We start from the raw sequence: 19,433 nt of genomic DNA on the forward strand, positions 1-19,433 counted from the left end.
CCGTTATACACCGCGTGAGTGGCGGGCGCCTCTCACCGTGTGTATCCCCCCCCGGGGGGGGGGCGCCCCCCCCCCCGGGGGCGCCCGCGCCCGCACCCCGGGGGGGCCACTCGCCAGATACCCACCGCGAGGGCCAGCGCGGCGAGCCCCGCCACCTCCGCCCCGACCGACCGGGGTTCATTCAGCCCCACCCGGTCCACAGCCACAGCAGGCAGGGCAACCCCCGCCCAAGCCCCCGCATCCACCCACCACCGCCGACTCACCCCGTCGACGCTACTTCCCTCCGCCCGCCAACACCCCTGCCGAAAGTCAGGACTTCCCCTTGCCCCTCCGCCTTGCTTCATCGGTACTCGGCAGCTGGGGCTGTGCCCACCCGTTCCGCCCTGCGGAACGCCTGCCCACAGCGGCGGAGGGCAGTGGCATGACAGCGGGGTGACTTGCCCGGGTGGGCGGGGGAGGCGGCGGCGGAACGCCTGCCCACAGCGGCGGACGGCAGTGGCATGACAGCGGGGTGACTTGCCCGGGTGGGCGGGGGAGGCGGCGGCGTAGGCAGTGGGATGAACGCCTGCCCACAGCGGCGGACGGCAGCAGCACGGCGGCGGGGTGACGCGCCGGGGTGGGCAGGGGAGGCGGCGGCGTAGGCGGGAGGCGGCGGCGGAACGGCTGCCCACAGCGGCGGACGGCAGGAGGTGGCGGCAGTGCATCTCCGCCCCGGCCAAGACGAACCGCCCCGCCCGCCGCAGGCGACATCGCCGTGCCCACCTCCAGGTTGGCCCAACGCCCGCCGCCCCCATGGCAGGATCGTCCTGCCATGACTGCGCCCACGAAGCCCATGCCCATGTCCACGCCACTGTCCACGCCCGACGCCGAGTCCCCGCACGGGCCCGCCGGCAAGGCCCTGCACAGCCCCGTCATCGCCTGGTTCGACGCCAACGCCCGGGATCTGCCGTGGCGTCGGGCCGACGCCGGTCCCTGGGGCGTGATGGTCAGCGAGTTCATGCTGCAGCAGACGCCGGTGAACCGCGTCCTGCCCGTGTACGAGCAGTGGCTCGCCCGCTGGCCCCGCCCCGCGGACCTCGCCAAGGAAGCCCCGGGCGAGGCCGTCCGCGCCTGGGGACGGCTCGGCTACCCCCGCCGCGCGCTCCGGCTGCACGGCGCCGCCGTCGCCATAACGGAGCGGCATGGAGGGGACGTACCGACACGGCACGCTCAGCTGCTCGCGCTGCCCGGGATCGGGGAGTACACGGCCGCTGCCGTGGCGTCGTTCGCGTACGGGCAGCGGCATGCCGTCCTCGACACCAACGTGCGCCGGGTGTTCGCGCGCGCCGTGACCGGCGTGCAGTACCCGCCCAACGCCACCACCGCCGCCGAGCGCAAACTCGCCCGCGCCCTGCTCCCCGAGGACGAACGCACCGCGTCCCGCTGGGCCGCCGCGTCCATGGAGCTCGGCGCCCTCGTCTGCACCGCCAAGAACGAGGACTGCTCCCGCTGCCCCATCGCACAGCAGTGCGCCTGGCGGACGGCGGGGAAGCCCGCGCACGAGGGCCCGGCCCGCAAGGGCCAGACGTACGCGGGCACGGACCGCCAGGTCCGGGGCAAGCTGCTCGCGGTACTGCGCGACGCGGTGGCCCCCGTACCGCAGTCGGCCCTCGACCGGGTGTGGGACGAGCCGGTGCAGCGGGCCCGCTCGCTGGACGGCCTGGTCGCCGACGGCCTGGTGGAGCCGCTCCCGAACGGCTTCTACCGGCTGCCGCTCACCTGACACTTCCGCCCAAAACGCCCTCGGTTTACGTCCCGCCTGCTTCTGTTACACAACCGACGGAAGGCCGTGCGCCCTCCGCTGGCTGCTCCGCACAGCCCCGTGACAAGCCCTCCGTAGCTTCATTCCCGTACCGCACAGGCAAGGGACAGCGGTCGAGGGACGTGTCAAACCAGACGCGTCGTGGTGTTGGCGGAACGGAGGCGGTTAGGTATGGCGCACGGCGAGGTGCTCGAGTTCGAAGAGTACGTCCGCACTCGGCAGGATGCCCTGCTGCGCAGTGCCCGGCGCCTGGTGCCCGACCCCGTCGACGCCCAGGACCTGCTTCAGACCGCACTGGTGCGGACGTACGGCCGCTGGGACGGCATAGCCGACAAGCGGCTCGCGGACGCCTATCTGCGCCGCGTCATGATCAACACGCGTACGGAGTGGTGGCGGGCCCGCAAGCTCGAAGAGGTCCCCACCGAGCAGCTGCCCGACGCGAGCGTGGAAGACTCCACCGAACAGCACGCGGACCGCGCCCTCCTCATGGACATCATGAAGGTGCTCGCACCCAAGCAGCGCAGTGTCGTCGTGCTGCGACACTGGGAGCAGATGTCCACAGAGGAGACGGCCGCCGCACTCGGCATGTCGGCAGGAACGGTCAAGAGCACGCTGCACCGGGCGCTCGCCCGGCTCCGCCACGAGCTGGAGAGCCGGGACAGCGAGGAACCCGCGGGCGGCACGCTCGAACGTGAGGAGCGGGAGCGTTGCGCGGCCTAAGCACCCGGGCCAGAAGGACCATGAGGGCGGGGAGCACGGCGGTGGCCGTGCTCGCCGCCATCGGCCTTTTGCTCACCGCCTGCTCGGCAGGCGGCTCCGGAACCCGCGACGAGGGCCCGGCCAACCGCGGCGAGACGGTGGTGTCGCCCTCCCCCACCGTGGCGCCGTCGACATCGGCGGCGCCCGCCCCCGCGGCGGACGTCGACCCCGTGCAGCTCATCAAGAACGACCCGAAGGTCAGCCAGTCGGTCAAGCGCGAGCTGCAGCCCTGCTCGGCCGATGACTACCCCGTCGACGTCTCGTACGGCAACCTGACCGGAGGCTCCGCGTCCGATGTCGTCGTGAACGTCATGGCCTGCGACGACGCCGTCGGCACCGGTACGTACGTGTATCGCGCCGAGGGCAAGAAGTACCAGAATGTCTTCCAGGACGAGGAGCCCCCCGTCTACGCGGAGATCGACCAGGGTGACCTGGTGGTCACCAAGCAGGCGTACCAGAAGGGTGATCCGGTGGAGTACCCGTCCGTCGAGGACGTCATCACCTACCACTGGACCACGAACCGCTTCACGGAGACGGACCGCCACCGCACTCACTACGGCAGAGCGGCGGGCGGCGACGCTCCCGCCCCGACGGAGAACTGAGAGAGCACCCGATGGCTGAGCACACCCACGTCCTGTTCGTCGAGGACGACGACGTCATCCGTGAGGCGACGCAGCTCGCGCTCGAACGGGACGGCTTCGTGGTCACCGCGATGCCCGACGGCCTGCTCGGCCTGGAGGCGTTCCGCGCGAACCGCCCCGACATCGCGCTGCTCGACGTGATGGTGCCCGGCCTCGACGGCGTCTCGCTGTGCCGCCGCATCCGCGACGAGTCCACGGTCCCGGTGATCATGCTCTCCGCGCGTGCCGACTCCATCGATGTCGTCCTCGGCCTGGAGGCGGGCGCCGACGACTACGTGACCAAGCCGTTCGACGGCGCCGTGCTCGTCGCCAGGATCCGCGCCGTGCTGCGCCGCTTCGGCCACGCGAGCGGTCCGGGCGCGGCGCCCGCGGCCGGTGAGACCGGCGCGCCGGACGGCGGCGTGCTGCACTTCGGCGACCTGGAGATCGACACGGAGGGCATGGAGGTCCGCAGGGCCGGCGCTCCGGTGGCGCTGACGCCGACCGAGATGCGACTGCTCCTGGAGTTCTCCTCCGCGCCCGGCACGGTCCTCTCCCGCGACAAGCTCCTTGAGCGGGTGTGGGACTACGGCTGGGGCGGGGACACGCGCGTCGTCGACGTCCATGTGCAGCGGCTGCGTACGAAGGTGGGCCAGGACCGCATCGAGACGGTCCGCGGCTTCGGCTACAAGCTCAAGGCGTGAGGGACATTCACCGCCAGGCGGATCGCAGGGGACGCATATGAGCAGGGGGACGCTGGGCTCCCGGCTGCGCCGGACGGTTGGCTGCCGGCTGCGCACCGGTGTGCGCTGGAAGATCAGCGCGGCGATCGCCCTGGTCGGCGCGCTGGTCGCGGTGGCGCTCAGCCTTGTCGTACACAACGCGGCGCGCGTCTCGATGCTCGACAGCGCGCGCGATTTCCAGGACACGAAGCTCGCGTACATGCAGCGGGGCTACGAGAACTCCGCGGGCCGGGCGGTCGGCTTCAAGATCGACGACCCGGATCTGCCGGACGGGCTGCGGGACAAGGTCGTGACCGGGCGGCGCGGGACCTTCGTGGAGGAGCACGCCCACGGAGTGCCGGACATCTGGGCCGCCGTGCCGCTCAGCGACGGCCGCATCCTGTCGCTGCACACGCCCCTGCCCGACCGCAGCACCACCGTCATGAAGGACCTCGACCAGGCCCTGGTGATCGGCTCGATCTCGGTCGTCTTCGGCGGCTGCGCGCTCGGCGTGCTGATCGGCGGCCAGCTGTCACGGCGGCTGCGCAAGGCGGCGGCCGCGGCTCAGGACGTCGCCCAGGGGCACACGGATGTCAGCGTACGAGAGGCCATCGGCGGCGTCGTACGCGATGAGACCGATGATCTGGCGCGGTCGGTGGACGCGATGGCGGACGCCCTGAAGCAGCGCCTCGAGGCCGAGCGGCGGGTGACGGCGGACATCGCGCACGAGCTGCGTACGCCGGTGACGGGCCTGCTCACGGCGGCCGAGCTGCTCCCGCCGGGCCGCCCGACCGAGCTGGTCAGGGACCGTGCGCAGGCGATGCGCACGCTCGTCGAGGACGTCCTGGAAGTGGCCCGCCTCGACAGCGCGGCCGAGCGTGCCGAGCTGCAGGACATCATGCTGGGCGAGTTCGTGACGCGGCGGATCGCGGTCCTGAACGGGGATGTGAAGGTGACGGTGGTGCACGAGTCGGAGGTCACCACCGACCCGCGCCGCCTTGAGCGCATCCTCGGCAACCTCCTCGCCAACGCGGCCAAGCACGGCAAACCGCCGGTCGAGGTGAGTGTCGAGGGCCGCGTGGTGCGGGTCCGCGACCACGGCCCCGGCTTCCCCGCGGGTCTCCTCGCGGAGGGCCCGAGCCGCTTCCGCACCGGCAGTTCGGACCGCGCGGGCGTCGGCCACGGCCTTGGCCTGACGATCGCTGCGGGCCAGGCGAGGGTGCTCGGCGCGCGGCTCACCTTCCGCAATGTGACGCCGGCGGGCGCGGGCCCCGACGACCCGGCGGAGGGCGCGGTGGCAGTCCTCTGGCTCCCGGAACACGCCCCGACCAACACGGGCAGCTTCCCGATCCTGCAGCTGCCGGACATGTAGCGGGTGCCTTCGGGCCGCCTCCGGCGTACACGGCACAAGGGAAGGCCCCCGGAGCGTATGCATCACGCTCCCGGGGGCTTCCCTCTGCCGAGGAGAGGGCGGCTCAATCCGCTCAGACGGTCTGCGCGACCGTCTTCTCACCGTCCTGCGCGGCGTCCCCGGCCGCACCCCCGACCGGCTTGTCGGCCCCGGTGTCCTTGGGCCCGGAATCCTCCGGCCCGGAGTCCTTCGGCCCAGCCCCCCGCAGCGGGACCTCCTTCACGAAGAAGGCCGCGATCAGAGCGACGACCCCGATGGCCGAGCCCAGCAGAAACGCCGAGTGCGTGCCGGAAGACACCGCGTGCTGATACGCGTCCCGCACCGCCTCCGGCAGCTTCGCCAGACTCGCCGCATCCAGCTGCGCCGACTTCTCCGTGACGTTCCCGCCCAGCGCCCCGGCCCGCTCCGTCATGACGTCGTTCACCCGGTTGTTGAACAGCGCGCCCATGATCGCGACGCCGAACGAGGAGCCGAGCGTACGGAAGAGGGTGGTCGATGAGGACCCGACGCCCATGTCCTTCATCTCGACGCTGTTCTGCGCGACCAGCATGGTGATCTGCATCAGGCAGCCCATGCCCGCACCGAGTACGGCCATGTAGAGCCCGGAGGTCACCCGCGAGGTGTCCGTGTCCATCTGGGCCAGCAGGAAGAGCCCCACCACCATCAGCGCACCGCCGACGATCGGGAAGACCTTGTACCGCCCGGTGTTGGTCGTCACCCGCCCCGCGATCAGCGAGACGACCATCATCGCGCCGAGCATCGGAAGCAGCAGAAGCCCGGAGTTGGTGGCCGAGGCCCCCTGCACGGACTGCTGGTAGAGCGGCAGGAAGAGCACCGCTCCGAACATCACGAAGCCGGTGATGAAGCCGATGACGGACATCAGCGTGAAGTTGCGGCTCTTGAAGATGTGCAGCGGCATGATCGGCTCGGCCGCCTTCGTCTGGACGAAGAGGAAGCCGATGAGCGAGGCGACGCCGATCCCGATGAGCTCCATGATCACGGCGGAGTCCCAGGCGTACTCCGTGCCGCCCCAGGTGGTGACGAGGACGATGGAGGTGATGCCGACGGTCAGCAGGGCCGCGCCGAGGTAGTCGATCCGTACCTTGGACCGCTTCTTCGGCAGATGCAGCACCGCGCTCACCGCGAGCAGGGCCACGACGCCGAGCGGCAGGTTGATGTAGAAGGACCAGCGCCAGCCCCAGTGGTCGGTGATGGTGCCGCCGACCAGCGGTCCGCCGATCATGGCGAGCGCCATCACGCCGGCCATCATGCCCTGGTACTTGCCGCGCTCCCGCGGCGGGACGAGGTCACCGATGATCGCCATGACGCCGACCATCAGACCGCCGGCGCCCAGCCCCTGGAGGGCGCGGAAGCCGATGAGCTGGCCCATGTCCTGGGCCATGCCGCTGGCCGCGGAGCCGACCAGGAAGATGACGATGGACGTCATGAAGGCGCCCTTGCGCCCGTACATGTCGCCGAGCTTGCCCCAGATCGGGGTGGATGCGGCGGTGGCGAGGGTGTACGCGGTGACGACCCACGACAGGTGCTCCAGGCCGCCGAGCTCGCCCACGATGGTCGGCATCGCGGTGCCGATGATCATGTTGTCGAGCATCGCGAGCAGCATCGTGACCATCAGCGCCAGCATGACGACGCGCACACTGCGCTGCGGTGGCTCTTGCGAGCCCTCGATCGGCTTCTTGGTTTCCGCCATGATCCCCACTCCCCGGATTCCCCGACTGCGAACCGCTACTTACTTGCCGCCCGGCAAGTTGACTACACTGAGGGAAACTAGACCCCTAACTAGCCGGGCGTCAAGTAAGTAAATTCGAGTCCTTCGAGTCCGAGGATTCGAGCCGAGGGAGCCGAGGAGCACCGAGATGGTCACGGGCACGGGCAAGCAGCAGCGCCGGGGAAACACCCGTCAGCGCATCCAGGACGTGGCCCTCGAACTCTTCGCCGAGCAGGGGTACGAGAAGACGTCACTGCGCGAGATCTCCGAGCGTCTGGACGTCACGAAGGCCGCGCTGTACTACCACTTCAAGACCAAGGAAGACATCCTCACCAGCATCTTCGAGGACCTCACCCGGCCCATCGACGAGCTGGTGGAGTGGGGCAAGGAACAGCCGCGCACCCTGGAGATCAAGCGGGAGATCCTGACCCGCTACAGCGAGATCCTCACCGGCGCGGCGCCGCTCTTCCGCTTCATGCAGGAGAACCAGGCGACGATGCGGGACCTGAAGACGGGTGAGACCTTCAAGGACCGCATGTTCAGCCTGCTCGACATCCTCAAGGAGCCGGGCGCCCCGATGACCGCCCAAGTGCGCTGCTTCAGCGCGCTGTTCACGATGCACGGCGGCATGTTCGTCCTCAAGGACGCCGAAGGCGACCCCGAGGAGAAGCGCAAGGCCATCCTCGAGGTCGCCATCGATCTGGTGACACGGGCGCACGAAGGCGCCTGAGTTCTACTGCGGTCTATGGCTGTCAGACGGTGACGCCGTTGGAGCGCAGGAACGCGACGGGGTCGACCGCGGTGCCGTAGTTCGGGGTCGTACGGATCTCGAAGTGCAGGTGCGGGCCGCTGGAGTTGCCGGTGTTGCCGGAGGCGGCGATGTGCTGCCCGGTGGCGACGGCCTGGCCGACGCGCACGTCGATCTTGGACAGGTGCGCGTACTGCGAGAAGGTGCCGTTGCTGTGCTTGATCACGACGGCGTTGCCGTACGCGGGGCCGTCACCGGCGCCGTTGCCGCCGGCCTTGACGACGGTGCCGCCGTGCACGGCCTCGACCGAGGTGCCGATCGGCACCGCGAAGTCCTGGCCGGAGTGCTTGGAGGACCACATGCTGCCGCCGAGACCGAAGGACGCGGAGAGCGTGTACTTGTCGACCGGGTCCTGCCAAGAGGAGGCCTTCTTCGCGGCGGCCTGCTTGGCCTGCGCGGCCTTCTTCGCCGCGGCCTGCTTGGCCGTCTCCGCGGCCTTGGCCTGAGCGGCGGCCTGGGCGGCGATCGAGTTCGCGGAGATGCCGGGCAGCGCACCGGCACTGTCGGCAGCGGCCGCGACACCGGATCCGAGAACTGCCGATGCTCCGAGCCCGAGGGCTGCGACGGTGACGACGGCCGTCCGCGTACGGAGCAGGGACAGGCCGGAATGGTGGGTCGTGGCGCGCTTCGACATGCTGGATTACCTCCGGGATGGGGGGCGTGTGGCATGCGTGACGAGTGATGCGTGATGCATGCCGTGCGTGGTTCGGCTCGCGTCCTCGCGTCGGCGGGCCGGGCATAAAGGGACCCGGCACACGCAGCACTGCGCTCCGCCGGGTTGGCCATCCCTTGGTAACCCGCACCCCCACCCATGCTCAAACCCCCCATCTACTACCGAAAGCCGTAGCTCCGGGCGACCCTTTCGCCCCCTTGACACCCCCCACATCCGACAATTCCCCCTTCACTCACTTGCCAGAATTGGACACCGAAGACGGGTTTAACCCCACATAGCGGAGGCCCCTCGCGCCCACACCCACCCGCATCGAAGGCCCCGCACCCCGCCGCGCCGAAGGTCCCGGAGGTTGCGGACCGAAGGTCCCGACCACATCCCCGTACGTCACCACTATTCCGCCTAGTACCGGACATATCGCCTGTGCGTCATGTCACCGGGGACCGAGATCCACATCCCCCGGAATGTGACCGGCACTACGCTCACGCGCATGGATCCCGTGGTCATCGGCACCCGGCTCGCGTCGGCGGCCGTAACCCCTCTGATCAAGAAACTCTTCGTACGAGAGGGGCCGGGGGCAGGCCTGGTGGACCGCCCGGTACGCCTCTCCGGCCTGGTGTCCTTCAGAGGCGAGAAGCGCACCCTGACGGAGCGAGACCTGGCCGCTCTCGCCTCCACCCTCGTCCGCCAGGCCCTGCGCACCGGAGAGCGGGCGATCACCGCCGACGAGGAACAGGCGGTGGCGGACGCCCTGACCCGCACCCTGCACGCGCTCGGCGACCTCACCCTCAGCGACGTGGAGGCGGTGGAACTCGGCCACGGCCCCCTGGCCGCCCGCCTCCGCCAGGCCGCCGACCGCCCCGACCGCGACCTCTCGGCGGACGCCACGTACTTCTACGACCGCCTGCTCGACACCACCTGCCTGCACATCCTGCACTTCTTCACGCAACGCTCGACCTTCGTGGCAGCGACGCTGGTCGCACAGAGCCGCCGCCAGGCGGAACTGATCGCGAAGATGGACGAACTGATATCCCGCAGCCCGCTCCCCGGGGCGGAGGACGTGGCCTTCGAACAGCGCTATCTCTCCTACGTCGCGAAGAAGCACGGCAAGCTGACGATCTTCGGGATCGACCTGGCGAATTCGCCGGGGCGGTGGCCGTTGGATGCGGCATATATGTCGCTGGAGGCGAGGCACCAGCTGTCCCTGGAGGAAGTTGCCCTCGCGGGCCCCGAGCAGTGGGCGGCCCAGATGGACCGCTCGGCCCCCGCCCCCCGCCCCGCCGACCAGGCCCTGGCCGACCACGACCGCGTACTCCTGAGGGGCGAGGCAGGCTCCGGCAAGACGACCCTGGTCCAGTGGCTGGCGGTAAGCGCATCGGGAGGCCCCGCCGCCCAGAACCGCATGTCATACCTCCACGACCGCATCCCCTACGTACTCCCCCTGCGCACCCTCACCCGCCACGGCGAGCGCCTCCCCGCCCCGGCAGACTTCCTGTCGGCGGTGGGCTGCCCCCTCGCCGGGACGCAGCCGAAGGGCTGGGAATCCCGGGTCCTGACGGCAGGCCGCGGCCTGATCCTGGTGGACGGCATCGACGAGATCCCGGAGCCGGAACGCGCCCGCACGCGCGCGTGGCTCACGGACCTGATCGACGCGTACCCGGGCAACCGGTGGCTGGTCACCTCCCGCCCCTCGGCGATCCGCGAGGACTGGCTCGCGGAGGAGGACTTCACCGAGCTGACCCTCTCCGAGATGAGCCGGACGGACGTCGCCGCCTTCATCGGCCGCTGGCACGCGGCCGCGGCGACGGGCGCCCCGGACGAGGACGCGGCCTTGGCTTCGTACGAGAAGCAGTTGCTGGAAGCGGTCGGCTCGAAGCAGGACCTGGGCCGGCTGGCCACCAACCCGCTGATGTGCGGCCTGATCTGCGCCCTGCACCGCGACCGCAGAGGATTCCTCCCGCTCAGCCGCAAGGACCTCTACACGGCAGCACTTTCCATGCTCCTGGTACGCCGCGACCGCGAACGCGACATGGGAGTACCGGAGATACGCGAGGAGCCCCAACTCCAGCTGCTGCAACGCCTCGCCCATTGGCTGATCCGCAACGGCCGCACGCAGATGGACCGTTCACGGGCGGAGACGATCATCGCGGATGCGCTGCCCGCGGTGCCGGAGGTCGCGGCGCTCGGCGACGAGGCGGCGGTGTACGAGCACTTCCTCCACCGCAGCGGCCTCCTCCGCGAACCCGGCCCGGACACCGTCGACTTCGTCCACCGCACCTTCCAGGACTTCCTGGGGGCGCGGGCGATCCTGGACGAGGGCGATTACGGGCTGCTGGTCCGGAACGCGGCGGACGACCAGTGGGCGGACGTCATCCAGATGACGGTGGCGCAGGCACGGCCGCGCGAACGGGCGGAAATCTTCCGGGACTTGCTTGCGGCCGGGGACGCGCTCTCGCCGAACGCCCCTGCCCGGATGCGGATGGATCTCCTCGCGGCGGCGTGCCTGGAGCATGCGGCGGAGCTGGATCAGAAGGTTCGGGAGGAGGTGGAGTGGCGGATGCGGAGCTACATTCCGCCGCTTTCCGCACCGGATGCCCGCGAGCTCGGGGCGGTCGGCCCGATGGTGCTCGATCTGCTGCCGGGGCCCGAAGACTTGAGCGACGAAGAGGCCTTGAACGTCACGATCGCCGCGACGCACATCAAGTCGGACGCGGCGATCCCGCTCCTCGCGCGCTTCGCACAGCACCACAACTTCCGTGTCCGCAGCCAGCTCATGTGGGCCTGGGACCGCTTCGACCGCGGGCTCTATGCGGATCAGGTCATCGCCCAACTCGACGACGGCGAGACCTACTTCACCATCCGAAGCGACGACCAGGTCAGCGAGCTCGACCGACTGGGGATGCGCCCACGGCTCCTTGACGTCCGTGAGACCGTCTCCCCCGCGGCCGCCTCCCGGCTGATCGCTGCCTGCGTGCCCACGTTCCTCGCCCTCAAGGCGCCCCCTGCTCGCCTCACTCAAGAGGCGCTCCACGGGCTGCGCGAACTGGACCAGCTCCGCGTGATGGACGTCTACGAACCCTGGAGCCTCAGCCTCCTGCCCGCCGAGATCCCGCTGCGCACGCTTGGCCTCATGGACGCCACTCACGCTGTGGACGACGTCCACCACATGGGCAGATGGCCGGACCTGGAGTGGATCATCTTCGGCGACACGGACGGGCCGACCTCGCCCGCCACGTGGGAGGCGCTGTCGCGCCTTCCCCGTCTCGTCCGGCTGGACCTGACATCCATGAGCCTCGCCCACGCACCGGCCGGACTGACCGTTCCCGGTCTGACGGAACTGTCCCTGCTGCACGACGGCAGCGACTGGCCGTCGACGGCATCCCGCGTCACGCGGCTCTTTCCGAACATCACGCGCCTGTCCGTGCATGAGCTCGGTGACCGGGAAACCCAGGACGTCGCACCCCTGGCGCACCTGCCGTCGCTGAGGCACCTGACGGTCGCAACCCAGCAGGTCACCGGCCTCGATTCCCTCCCCGAGCGGGTAGCGGTACACGACCCCGGCATCACCGATTGAGCTGAATCCACCCCGCCGAAAAATCTCCCTCCCCCCACCCGTCACACTCCCGCGACGCGCTCCGTCATAGCAGCGAGGCACCAGCAAGGGCACCAACCGGAGCCCCCCTCGCGCCCAAGAAGGAGCACCCCATGTCCACTGCCCACCTCGTCGTCACCATCCTCGCCGCCGTCATGACCGGCTTCTCCGCCACCTCCGTCTTCCTCCGCTCGAAGTGGGTCGTCGAGCCCATGGCCGACTACGGCGTCCCGATGTCCTGGCTGCCCTGGCTCGGCGCTGCCAAGGCCGCGGGAACCGTGGGCCTGCTGGTCGGTCTGTTCGTACCGGTCATCGGCATCGTCGCCGGGATCTGCCTCATCGCGTACTTCACGGGAGCCGTCGTCACCGTGATCCGCGCCCGCTGGTACACCCACATCCCCTTCCCCCTCATCTATGCGGCCCCGGTCGTCGGCGCCCTGGCCCTCGGGCTCGCCGCCTGAGCGGCCCGGACCATCCGAGCCGCCTCGATCCCGCTCACCGGCCCGACATCCACGCGGAGTTCACCTAACCTTGACGCTCCAAGACAACCCACCCGCAGGGACCCCCCATGTCCATGGAGCCCGTTGTCCGCATTCCCACGACGCTCGCCGCTCCGCTCGTTCAACGGCTCATCCGCACCACACCTCAACAGCCGCCCACCGCCCCCGAGTTGATCGCCGCCCTCGCCACCTGGCGAGGGCCCGACGCGCCCGCGACCCCGGACGACGTCCACCGCACGGCCGCCGAGTTCGTCCAGCTCGCCGCCGAGGCGCACACCGCGCCCGGCGGTGAACTCACCGCCATAGCAGACGTGTTGGCCAGGACCCTGCTGGCCGTCGGCGAGCTCGACCTCACCGACGTCGACGTCGTACGCCTCGGCCCGCAGGATTACGCACGCCGACTCCGAGGCGCCGTGCAGGGGGCGGATCGGGCCCTGACCCCCGACGCCGCCTGGTTCCACGACGAGCTGCTCGTCGCCGTCTGCCTGCATCTGCTCCATCACCTCGTCCGCCGCTCCCCGCACATCCAGCAGCAGATGCCCGGCCGCTCCAGCCGCATACGCCAGCTCGTCGACCTGAACGACGCGGAGGCCGCCGCCCGGCAGCCCGAACGCTCCCAGGAAGACCGGGACTTCGAGGCCCTGTACGCCGAGGAAGTCGTACGGCAGCACGGCTGGCTCACCATCGTCGGCGTCGACCTCGCCAACGCGCCCGACCGCTGGCCCCTGGAGGACACCTACCTCAGCCTGGAGGCCGAGGAGAGCAGCGGCAGCGGAGTGCCGGGCGAGCCGCGGACCGTGCTGCTCGCCGACCGCGCCCTGGAGGGGCACGAGCGCGTGCTGCTTCGCGGTGACGCCGGCTCCGGCAAGACAACCCTCGTGCAGTGGCTCGCGGTGGCCGCCGCCCGCGAAGGCGCCCGGGTGCCGTTCGTCCTTCCCGTACGCCGCTTCGCCCGCGAAGGCTTCCCCGCCCCGGACGACTTCCTGCACGCCATCCGCCACCCACTGGCCGACCGCGCCCCGGAGGGCTGGGTCGTCCGTACGCTCCTCGCCGGTCGCGCCATGCTCCTGGTCGACGGCATCGACGAGGCCCCGGAGGCGAGCCGCGGCGAGCTGCGCGGCCAGCTCCGCCGTCTCCTGCGCATCTTCTCCGGCAACGGCTGTCTGGTCACCTCGCGTCCCTCCGCCGTCGAGGACGGATGGCTGGCCCAGGAGCGCCTCGCCGAGGAGGGCTTCCGGGAGCTGTCGCTCGCGCCCATGTCACGCGACCAGGTCACCCGGTTCATCCACGACTGGCACGCGGCCGCGCTGAGCGACGAAGCGTGCAAGGAGCAGCGGGACCGCGACGAGCTGAGGGAGTACGAGCAGCGGCTTCTGCACTCCGTACGCATCTACCGCGAGCTGCGGCAGCTCGCCACCAACCCCCTGATGTGCGGGCTGATCTGCGCCCTCAACCGCGACCGCTCGGGCTCGCTCCCCAACGGCCGCAAGGAGCTGTACGACGCCGCCCTGGAGATGCTCCTGCAGCGCCGCGATCCCGAGCGTGATGTCTTGTACGCCGATGATGTGCGGCTCCAGCAGGGGCCGCGCGAGCTGCTGCTGCGCAAGCTCGCGCACGCGATGGTCGAGGAAGGCGTCTCGGAGCTGCCGCGCCACCGGGTGGTCGGCATCCTGGACGCGGCCCTGCCCGCCATTCCCTCCGCCCGCGCGGCGGGCGACGGCGAGAAGATCTTCCGGCATCTGCTGCACCGCACAGGGCTGCTCCGCGAACAGGCGGGCCTCTCCGTGGACTTCATCCACCGCACCTTCCAGGACTATCTGGCCGCCAAGGAGATCGTGGCCCGCGGGCAGTTCCGCACGCTCGTCGATCACGCGCACCGCTCCGAGTGGGAGGAGGTCATCCGCATGTCCGCCGCCCACGCACGGCCCGAGGAGTGCGCCGACTTCCTGGAGCGGCTCCTGGCCGCCGCCCCCAACCTGCGCCGCCCGCATGTGAACCACCGGCGCCTGATGGCCGCGGCCTGCCTCGAGCACGTCACCGAACTCGACCCCGCGGTGCAGCAACTCGTCCACGACCGCACCAAGAACCTCGTACGCCCCACGAACGAACTGGCCGCCCGCAGCCTCGGCTGGGTCGGCCCCATCGTCCTGGAGCAGCTGCCGGACCCCGCGCAGGTGCCGAGCGACCAGCAGGCACTGCTGCTCGCGATCACGGCGACCCGCGTCCAGGACGACGCCGCGATCGACTATCTCGCCCGCCTCCGGCACCGCTCGGCCCTCTCCATCCGGGCCGAGCTGGCCCGCCCCTGGCGGCACTTCGACACGGAGCGGTACGCGCGCGAGATCATCGCCCATCTGGATCCGGTCGGCCTGTACTTCCCCGTCTCCGACACCGCCGAGCTCGCGGCGCTGCGGCACCTGGGCGGGCGGCCGTGGATCCAGGTGGTCGGCGTCATGCGTACCGAAGAGCTCCTGGACGGCCTTGAACACGAGCAGCTCACCCACCTGTGGATCACCGCGGAACTCGCCGACCCGGACATGTCCTGGCTGACCGGCTTCCCAAACCTGAGCGTGCTACGGGTCAATCCCCGACTGCCGCGGGTGCGGAACGTACCGGAGGGCGTGACGATCACGTCATAGCCGCGCGCAGGGGCAGCGCCCCATAGGGGCGCGGGGAACTGCGCGCCAAGCCACGAAACACCCGCAGCCGGAAGAGGCCAGAAAGGGGCTGCCCCGGACCGTAGGAAACGGTCCGGGGCAGTCCCTGCACTGCTCTGCGGGCCGGAGGCCTAGGCCTCCTTGCTCAGGTTAGGCCCGGCGCCGCCGCCCGCGGCCTGCTCGATCGGCGGGACATCCGGCAGCGCCGTCTTCTCCTCGCCACGGAAGGTGAACTTGGCGGTCTCGCCCTCACCCTCCGTGTCGACGACCACGATGTGGCCGGGGCGCAGCTCGCCGAAGAGGATCTTCTCCGACAGGATGTCCTCGATCTCGCGCTGGATCGTCCGGCGCAGCGGCCGGGCGCCCAGGACCGGGTCGTAACCCTTCTTCGCAAGGAGCGACTTGGCGGTCGAGCTGAGCTCGATGCCCATGTCGCGGTCCTTCAGGCGCTCGTCCACCTTGGCGATCATGAGGTCGACGATCTGGATGATGTCTTCCTCGGTGAGCTGGTGGAAGACCACCGTGTCGTCGACACGGTTCAGGAACTCCGGGCGGAAGTGCTGCTTCAGCTCGTCGTTGACCTTGGTCTTCATGCGCTCGTAGTTGGTCTTGACGTCACCCGACGCGGCGAATCCCAGGTTGAAGCCCTTGGAGATGTCACGCGTGCCGAGGTTGGTCGTCATGATGATGACCGTGTTCTTGAAGTCCACGACCCGGCCCTGGGAGTCGGTCAGGCGACCGTCTTCCAGGATCTGCAGGAGCGAGTTGAAGATATCCGGGTGGGCCTTCTCGACCTCGTCGAAGAGGACGACCGAGAACGGCTTGCGGCGGACCTTCTCGGTCAGCTGACCGCCCTCTTCGTAACCGACATATCCGGGCGGCGAACCGAAGAGACGCGAGACCGTGTGCTTCTCGCTGAACTCCGACATGTCGAGCGAGATCAGGGCGTCCTCGTCACCGAAGAGGAATTCGGCGAGCGTCTTGGAAAGCTCCGTCTTACCGACACCGGACGGGCCGGCGAAGATGAACGAACCACCGGGGCGCTTCGGATCCTTCAGACCGGCGCGCGTACGCCGAATCGCCTGGGAAAGCGCCTTGATGGCGTCCTTCTGGCCGATGACCCGCTTGTGGAGCTCGTCCTCCATGCGGAGCAGCCGCGAGGACTCCTCCTCGGTGAGCTTGAAGACCGGAATGCCCGTCGCCGTGGCGAGGACCTCGGCGATGAGCTCGCCGTCGACCTCGGCGACGACGTCCATGTCGCCGGCCTTCCATTCCTTCTCGCGCTTGGCCTTCGCGGCCAGGAGCTGCTTCTCCTTGTCGCGCAGGGAAGCGGCCTTCTCGAAGTCCTGCGAGTCGATCGCGGACTCCTTGTCGCGGCGGACGCCGGCGATCTTCTCGTCGAATTCGCGGAGGTCCGGCGGCGCGGTCATCCGGCGGATGCGCATCCGGGAACCGGCCTCGTCGATCAGGTCGATGGCCTTGTCCGGCAGGAAGCGGTCCGAGATGTACCGGTCGGCCAGGGTGGCGGCCTGGACCAGCGCCTCGTCCGTGATGGAGACCCTGTGGTGGGCCTCGTAACGGTCGCGCAGACCCTTGAGGATCTCGATGGTGTGCGGCAGCGACGGCTCCGCGACCTGGATGGGCTGGAAGCGGCGCTCGAGGGCCGCGTCCTTCTCCAGGTGCTTGCGGTACTCGTCGAGCGTGGTGGCGCCGATGGTCTGCAGCTCACCGCGCGCGAGCATCGGCTTCAGGATCGAAGCCGCGTCGATCGCGCCCTCGGCGGCGCCCGCACCCACCAGGGTGTGGAGCTCGTCGATGAACAGGATGATGTCGCCGCGGGTGCGGATCTCCTTGAGGACCTTCTTCAGGCGCTCCTCGAAGTCACCGCGGTAGCGGGAACCGGCGACCAGCGCGCCCAGGTCGAGGGTGTAGAGGTGCTTGTCCTTGAGGGTCTCGGGCACCTCGCCCTTGACGATGGCCTGCGCGAGGCCCTCGACGACGGCGGTCTTGCCGACGCCGGGCTCGCCGATGAGCACGGGGTTGTTCTTCGTACGGCGGGACAGCACCTGCATGACCCGCTCGATCTCCTTCTCGCGCCCGATGACCGGGTCGAGCTTGGACTCACGAGCGGCCTGGGTGAGGTTCCGGCCGAACTGGTCGAGCACCAGGGACGTGGAGGGCGTGCCCTCGGCAGGACCGCCCGCGGTGGCGGTCTCCTTGCCCTGGTATCCGGAGAGCAGCTGGATGACCTGCTGCCGCACCCGGTTGAGATCGGCACCCAGCTTGACCAGGACCTGGGCGGCGACGCCCTCGCCCTCGCGGATCAGGCCGAGCAGGATGTGCTCCGTGCCGATGTAGTTGTGGCCCAGCTGAAGGGCCTCGCGGAGCGAGAGCTCCAGGACCTTCTTGGCACGGGGGGTGAAGGGGATGTGCCCGGACGGAGCCTGCTGGCCCTGCCCGATGATCTCCTCCACCTGCTGGCGGACCGCCTCGAGCGAAATCCCGAGGCTCTCCAGGGCCTTAGCGGCGACACCCTCGCCCTCGTGGATCAAGCCCAGGAGGATGTGCTCGGTGCCGATGTAGTTGTGGTTGAGCATCCGGGCTTCTTCCTGAGCCAGGACGACAACCCGCCGCGCGCGGTCGGTGAACCTCTCGAACATCGTTAATCGCTCCTCAGAGCGGTCAGAAAGATTGGGGACGATCCCCTCCCTGTCCTTCCGCAGCTTAGTCCCGCAAGCGGGGACCGCTCATTCCAACTGCCGACACCCGGCCGAGAACAAGAGGTGCCTCCTGACCCCGAACGCCGACAACTGCTCCAACCCGATGGTGCGAGACGATGTTCCCGCAGGCCAGGCACTTACCCTCACCACCACTACGCCGATGGCGAACGTGAGACGGCCTGGCGCGCGTGTCGCCCCTCCCCACTAGGGATGTCTTACCCGTAACGACTGACACTCCATGCGGCGCGCGCCGGTTCCCTCCGCTACGGGCGAACAGCCTTGCGCCGCCGAACACGCTTTTACGCCCCGAATCCAGACACTCTGCGCGTTCACCCGAGCACCCTGCGTAACCCACCGGTCCGTCGGGCGGTTGCTCAGACATGGCCCTCACCGTTCCCCAGCCCCGCCTGCCGTACGAGCAGAGCGATCCGGTGCGTCAGTGGTACGAGAACGAACTCGGCTGGGCGACCGAGGACCGGCGCCCGGGGCTGCCGGTGCGGCTGCTCACGGGGCTGCGCTTCGATGTGCTCGAACTTCCCGCGGAGGCCGGCTTCGCCGCGCTGCGGCATCTCGGGCCGAAGGCTCCGGTGGCACTGCGCGGGGAAACGATGCGGCTCTTCGTGGCCGCGGGGAGCGCCGAGGAACTGCCGGGGCTCCTGGAGTGGCTGGAGTGGGGTGACATCCCGCTGGAGCTCACAGCCGTCGGGGCGGGTGGGCGGACCGATGCGCCCACGCCCCCGGGGTGGTCCGGCTCGCGGGGGGCGGCCGTCTGGCTGCGCCCCCCAGAGCCCGGGTGCGAGGTGGAGCCGACGCTGCCGGCACTGCCGTCCCTGTACCGCGTGGGGGGTGGCACCGTGCCCCACAGCGACCCCGCCGTGGGCTCCGGTCTCGTACGACTTGTGGACACGGCGGCAACGCAGTGCCACCGGGTCCGCCTGCGACGGGGCCGTCGTCAGCCGTTGGCCTTCTCGTAGGCCTCGCGGATGGACGCGGGGACGCGGCCGCGGTCATTGACCTCGAAACCGTTCTCCTTCGCCCAGGCGCGAATCGCCGCGGTGTCCTGACCGCCGCTCGTGGCAGCGGCGCGGGCCTTGGCGCGCCCGGCCGAACCACGGCCACCGGTACGACGACCACCCTTGAGGTAAGGCTCAAGAAGACCGCGGAGCTTGTCCGCGTTCGCAGTGGTGAGGTCAATCTCGTACGACTTGCCGTCCAGCGCGAACGTCACCGTCTCGTCCGCCTCGCCACCGTCGAGGTCATCGACAAGAAGGACCTGAACCTTCTGTGCCACCGGATTTCCTTTCATCGATAACTTCAGGGCCGGACCGTGCGGCGTGAGCCGCTGAATCGCCGCCCCCTGTTATATGCAGTACTGCAGTACATCGGAAAGCAAACCGCTTTTGCTGGAAAAACACAAACCCCCGGGAGAGACTGGGGACCCCGA

The 19,433-nt window shown here is 69.8% G+C and carries 14 protein-coding genes; 10 read left to right on the forward strand and 4 right to left on the reverse strand.

The window, feature by feature from the left end:
* Positions 1 to 811: 811 nt before the first annotated feature.
* The 5 genes from ACFWY6_RS07940 to cseC all read left to right on the forward strand — a co-directional run bounded on the left by ACFWY6_RS07940 (position 812) and on the right by cseC (position 5,274).
* Entirely contained in the window at positions 812 to 1,762 is a 951-nt protein-coding gene (locus tag ACFWY6_RS07940) for an A/G-specific adenine glycosylase (RefSeq protein ID WP_384687385.1), read from the forward strand.
* Between the two features lie 210 nt (positions 1,763 to 1,972).
* The gene (locus tag ACFWY6_RS07945) at positions 1,973 to 2,521 is read left to right on the forward strand and encodes a SigE family RNA polymerase sigma factor (RefSeq protein WP_266863681.1); all 549 of its coding nucleotides are present in this window, start codon (positions 1,973 to 1,975) and stop codon (positions 2,519 to 2,521) included.
* Positions 2,522 to 2,541: 20 nt separating this feature from the next.
* On the forward strand, positions 2,542 to 3,162 hold the full coding sequence (locus ACFWY6_RS07950) for a hypothetical protein (protein ID WP_384687386.1): 621 nt from the start codon (positions 2,542 to 2,544) through the stop codon (positions 3,160 to 3,162).
* Positions 3,163 to 3,173: 11 nt separating this feature from the next.
* Positions 3,174 to 3,884: a two-component system response regulator CseB gene (gene cseB, locus ACFWY6_RS07955; RefSeq protein ID WP_384687387.1), complete on the forward strand. Its 711-nt coding sequence runs from the start codon at positions 3,174 to 3,176 to the stop codon at positions 3,882 to 3,884.
* 37 nt (positions 3,885 to 3,921) lie between these two features.
* Entirely contained in the window at positions 3,922 to 5,274 is a 1,353-nt protein-coding gene (cseC, locus tag ACFWY6_RS07960; protein ID WP_384687388.1) for a two-component system sensor histidine kinase CseC, read from the forward strand.
* Between the two features lie 112 nt (positions 5,275 to 5,386).
* On the opposite strand, the gene ACFWY6_RS07965 is transcribed toward cseC, so the two are convergent.
* Entirely contained in the window at positions 5,387 to 7,024 is a 1,638-nt protein-coding gene (locus ACFWY6_RS07965) for an MDR family MFS transporter (RefSeq protein ID WP_384687389.1), read from the reverse strand.
* Positions 7,025 to 7,190: 166 nt separating this feature from the next.
* Here ACFWY6_RS07965 and ACFWY6_RS07970 point away from each other — a divergent pair, with 166 nt between their 5' ends.
* Entirely contained in the window at positions 7,191 to 7,772 is a 582-nt protein-coding gene (locus ACFWY6_RS07970; protein WP_360774442.1) for a TetR/AcrR family transcriptional regulator, read from the forward strand.
* A gap of 22 nt (positions 7,773 to 7,794) precedes the next feature.
* Here the strand turns inward: ACFWY6_RS07970 and ACFWY6_RS07975 are convergent, their stop codons facing one another.
* Positions 7,795 to 8,484, reverse strand: coding sequence for a M23 family metallopeptidase (locus tag ACFWY6_RS07975; protein WP_384687390.1), 690 nt, complete (start codon positions 8,482 to 8,484; stop codon positions 7,795 to 7,797).
* A gap of 526 nt (positions 8,485 to 9,010) precedes the next feature.
* Between ACFWY6_RS07975 and ACFWY6_RS07980 the strand changes: the two genes are divergently transcribed.
* The 3 genes from ACFWY6_RS07980 to ACFWY6_RS07990 all read left to right on the forward strand — a co-directional run bounded on the left by ACFWY6_RS07980 (position 9,011) and on the right by ACFWY6_RS07990 (position 15,251).
* Complete coding sequence (locus ACFWY6_RS07980) at positions 9,011 to 12,094, forward strand: NACHT domain-containing protein (RefSeq protein ID WP_384687391.1); 3,084 nt, start codon at positions 9,011 to 9,013, stop codon at positions 12,092 to 12,094.
* A 131-nt stretch (positions 12,095 to 12,225) separates the two neighbouring features.
* Positions 12,226 to 12,573: a DoxX family protein gene (locus ACFWY6_RS07985; RefSeq protein WP_266863703.1), complete on the forward strand. Its 348-nt coding sequence runs from the start codon at positions 12,226 to 12,228 to the stop codon at positions 12,571 to 12,573.
* 107 nt (positions 12,574 to 12,680) lie between these two features.
* Positions 12,681 to 15,251: an NACHT domain-containing protein gene (locus tag ACFWY6_RS07990; protein ID WP_384687392.1), complete on the forward strand. Its 2,571-nt coding sequence runs from the start codon at positions 12,681 to 12,683 to the stop codon at positions 15,249 to 15,251.
* Positions 15,252 to 15,400: 149 nt separating this feature from the next.
* Here ACFWY6_RS07990 and ACFWY6_RS07995 read toward each other — a convergent pair whose 3' ends face one another.
* Entirely contained in the window at positions 15,401 to 17,929 is a 2,529-nt protein-coding gene (locus ACFWY6_RS07995; RefSeq protein ID WP_360774419.1) for an ATP-dependent Clp protease ATP-binding subunit, read from the reverse strand.
* Positions 17,930 to 18,369: 440 nt separating this feature from the next.
* Here ACFWY6_RS07995 and ACFWY6_RS08000 point away from each other — a divergent pair, with 440 nt between their 5' ends.
* The gene (locus ACFWY6_RS08000; protein ID WP_384687393.1) at positions 18,370 to 18,963 is read left to right on the forward strand and encodes an SCO3374 family protein; all 594 of its coding nucleotides are present in this window, start codon (positions 18,370 to 18,372) and stop codon (positions 18,961 to 18,963) included.
* Here the strand turns inward: ACFWY6_RS08000 and ACFWY6_RS08005 are convergent.
* Positions 18,942 to 19,280, reverse strand: coding sequence for an Lsr2 family protein (locus ACFWY6_RS08005; RefSeq protein ID WP_384687394.1), 339 nt, complete (start codon positions 19,278 to 19,280; stop codon positions 18,942 to 18,944). The genes ACFWY6_RS08000 and ACFWY6_RS08005 overlap by 22 nt on opposite strands.
* Positions 19,281 to 19,433: the final 153 nt, after the last annotated feature.

Source organism: Streptomyces sp. NPDC059037 (assembly GCF_042740015.1).
GTDB lineage: Bacteria > Actinomycetota > Actinomycetes > Streptomycetales > Streptomycetaceae > Streptomyces.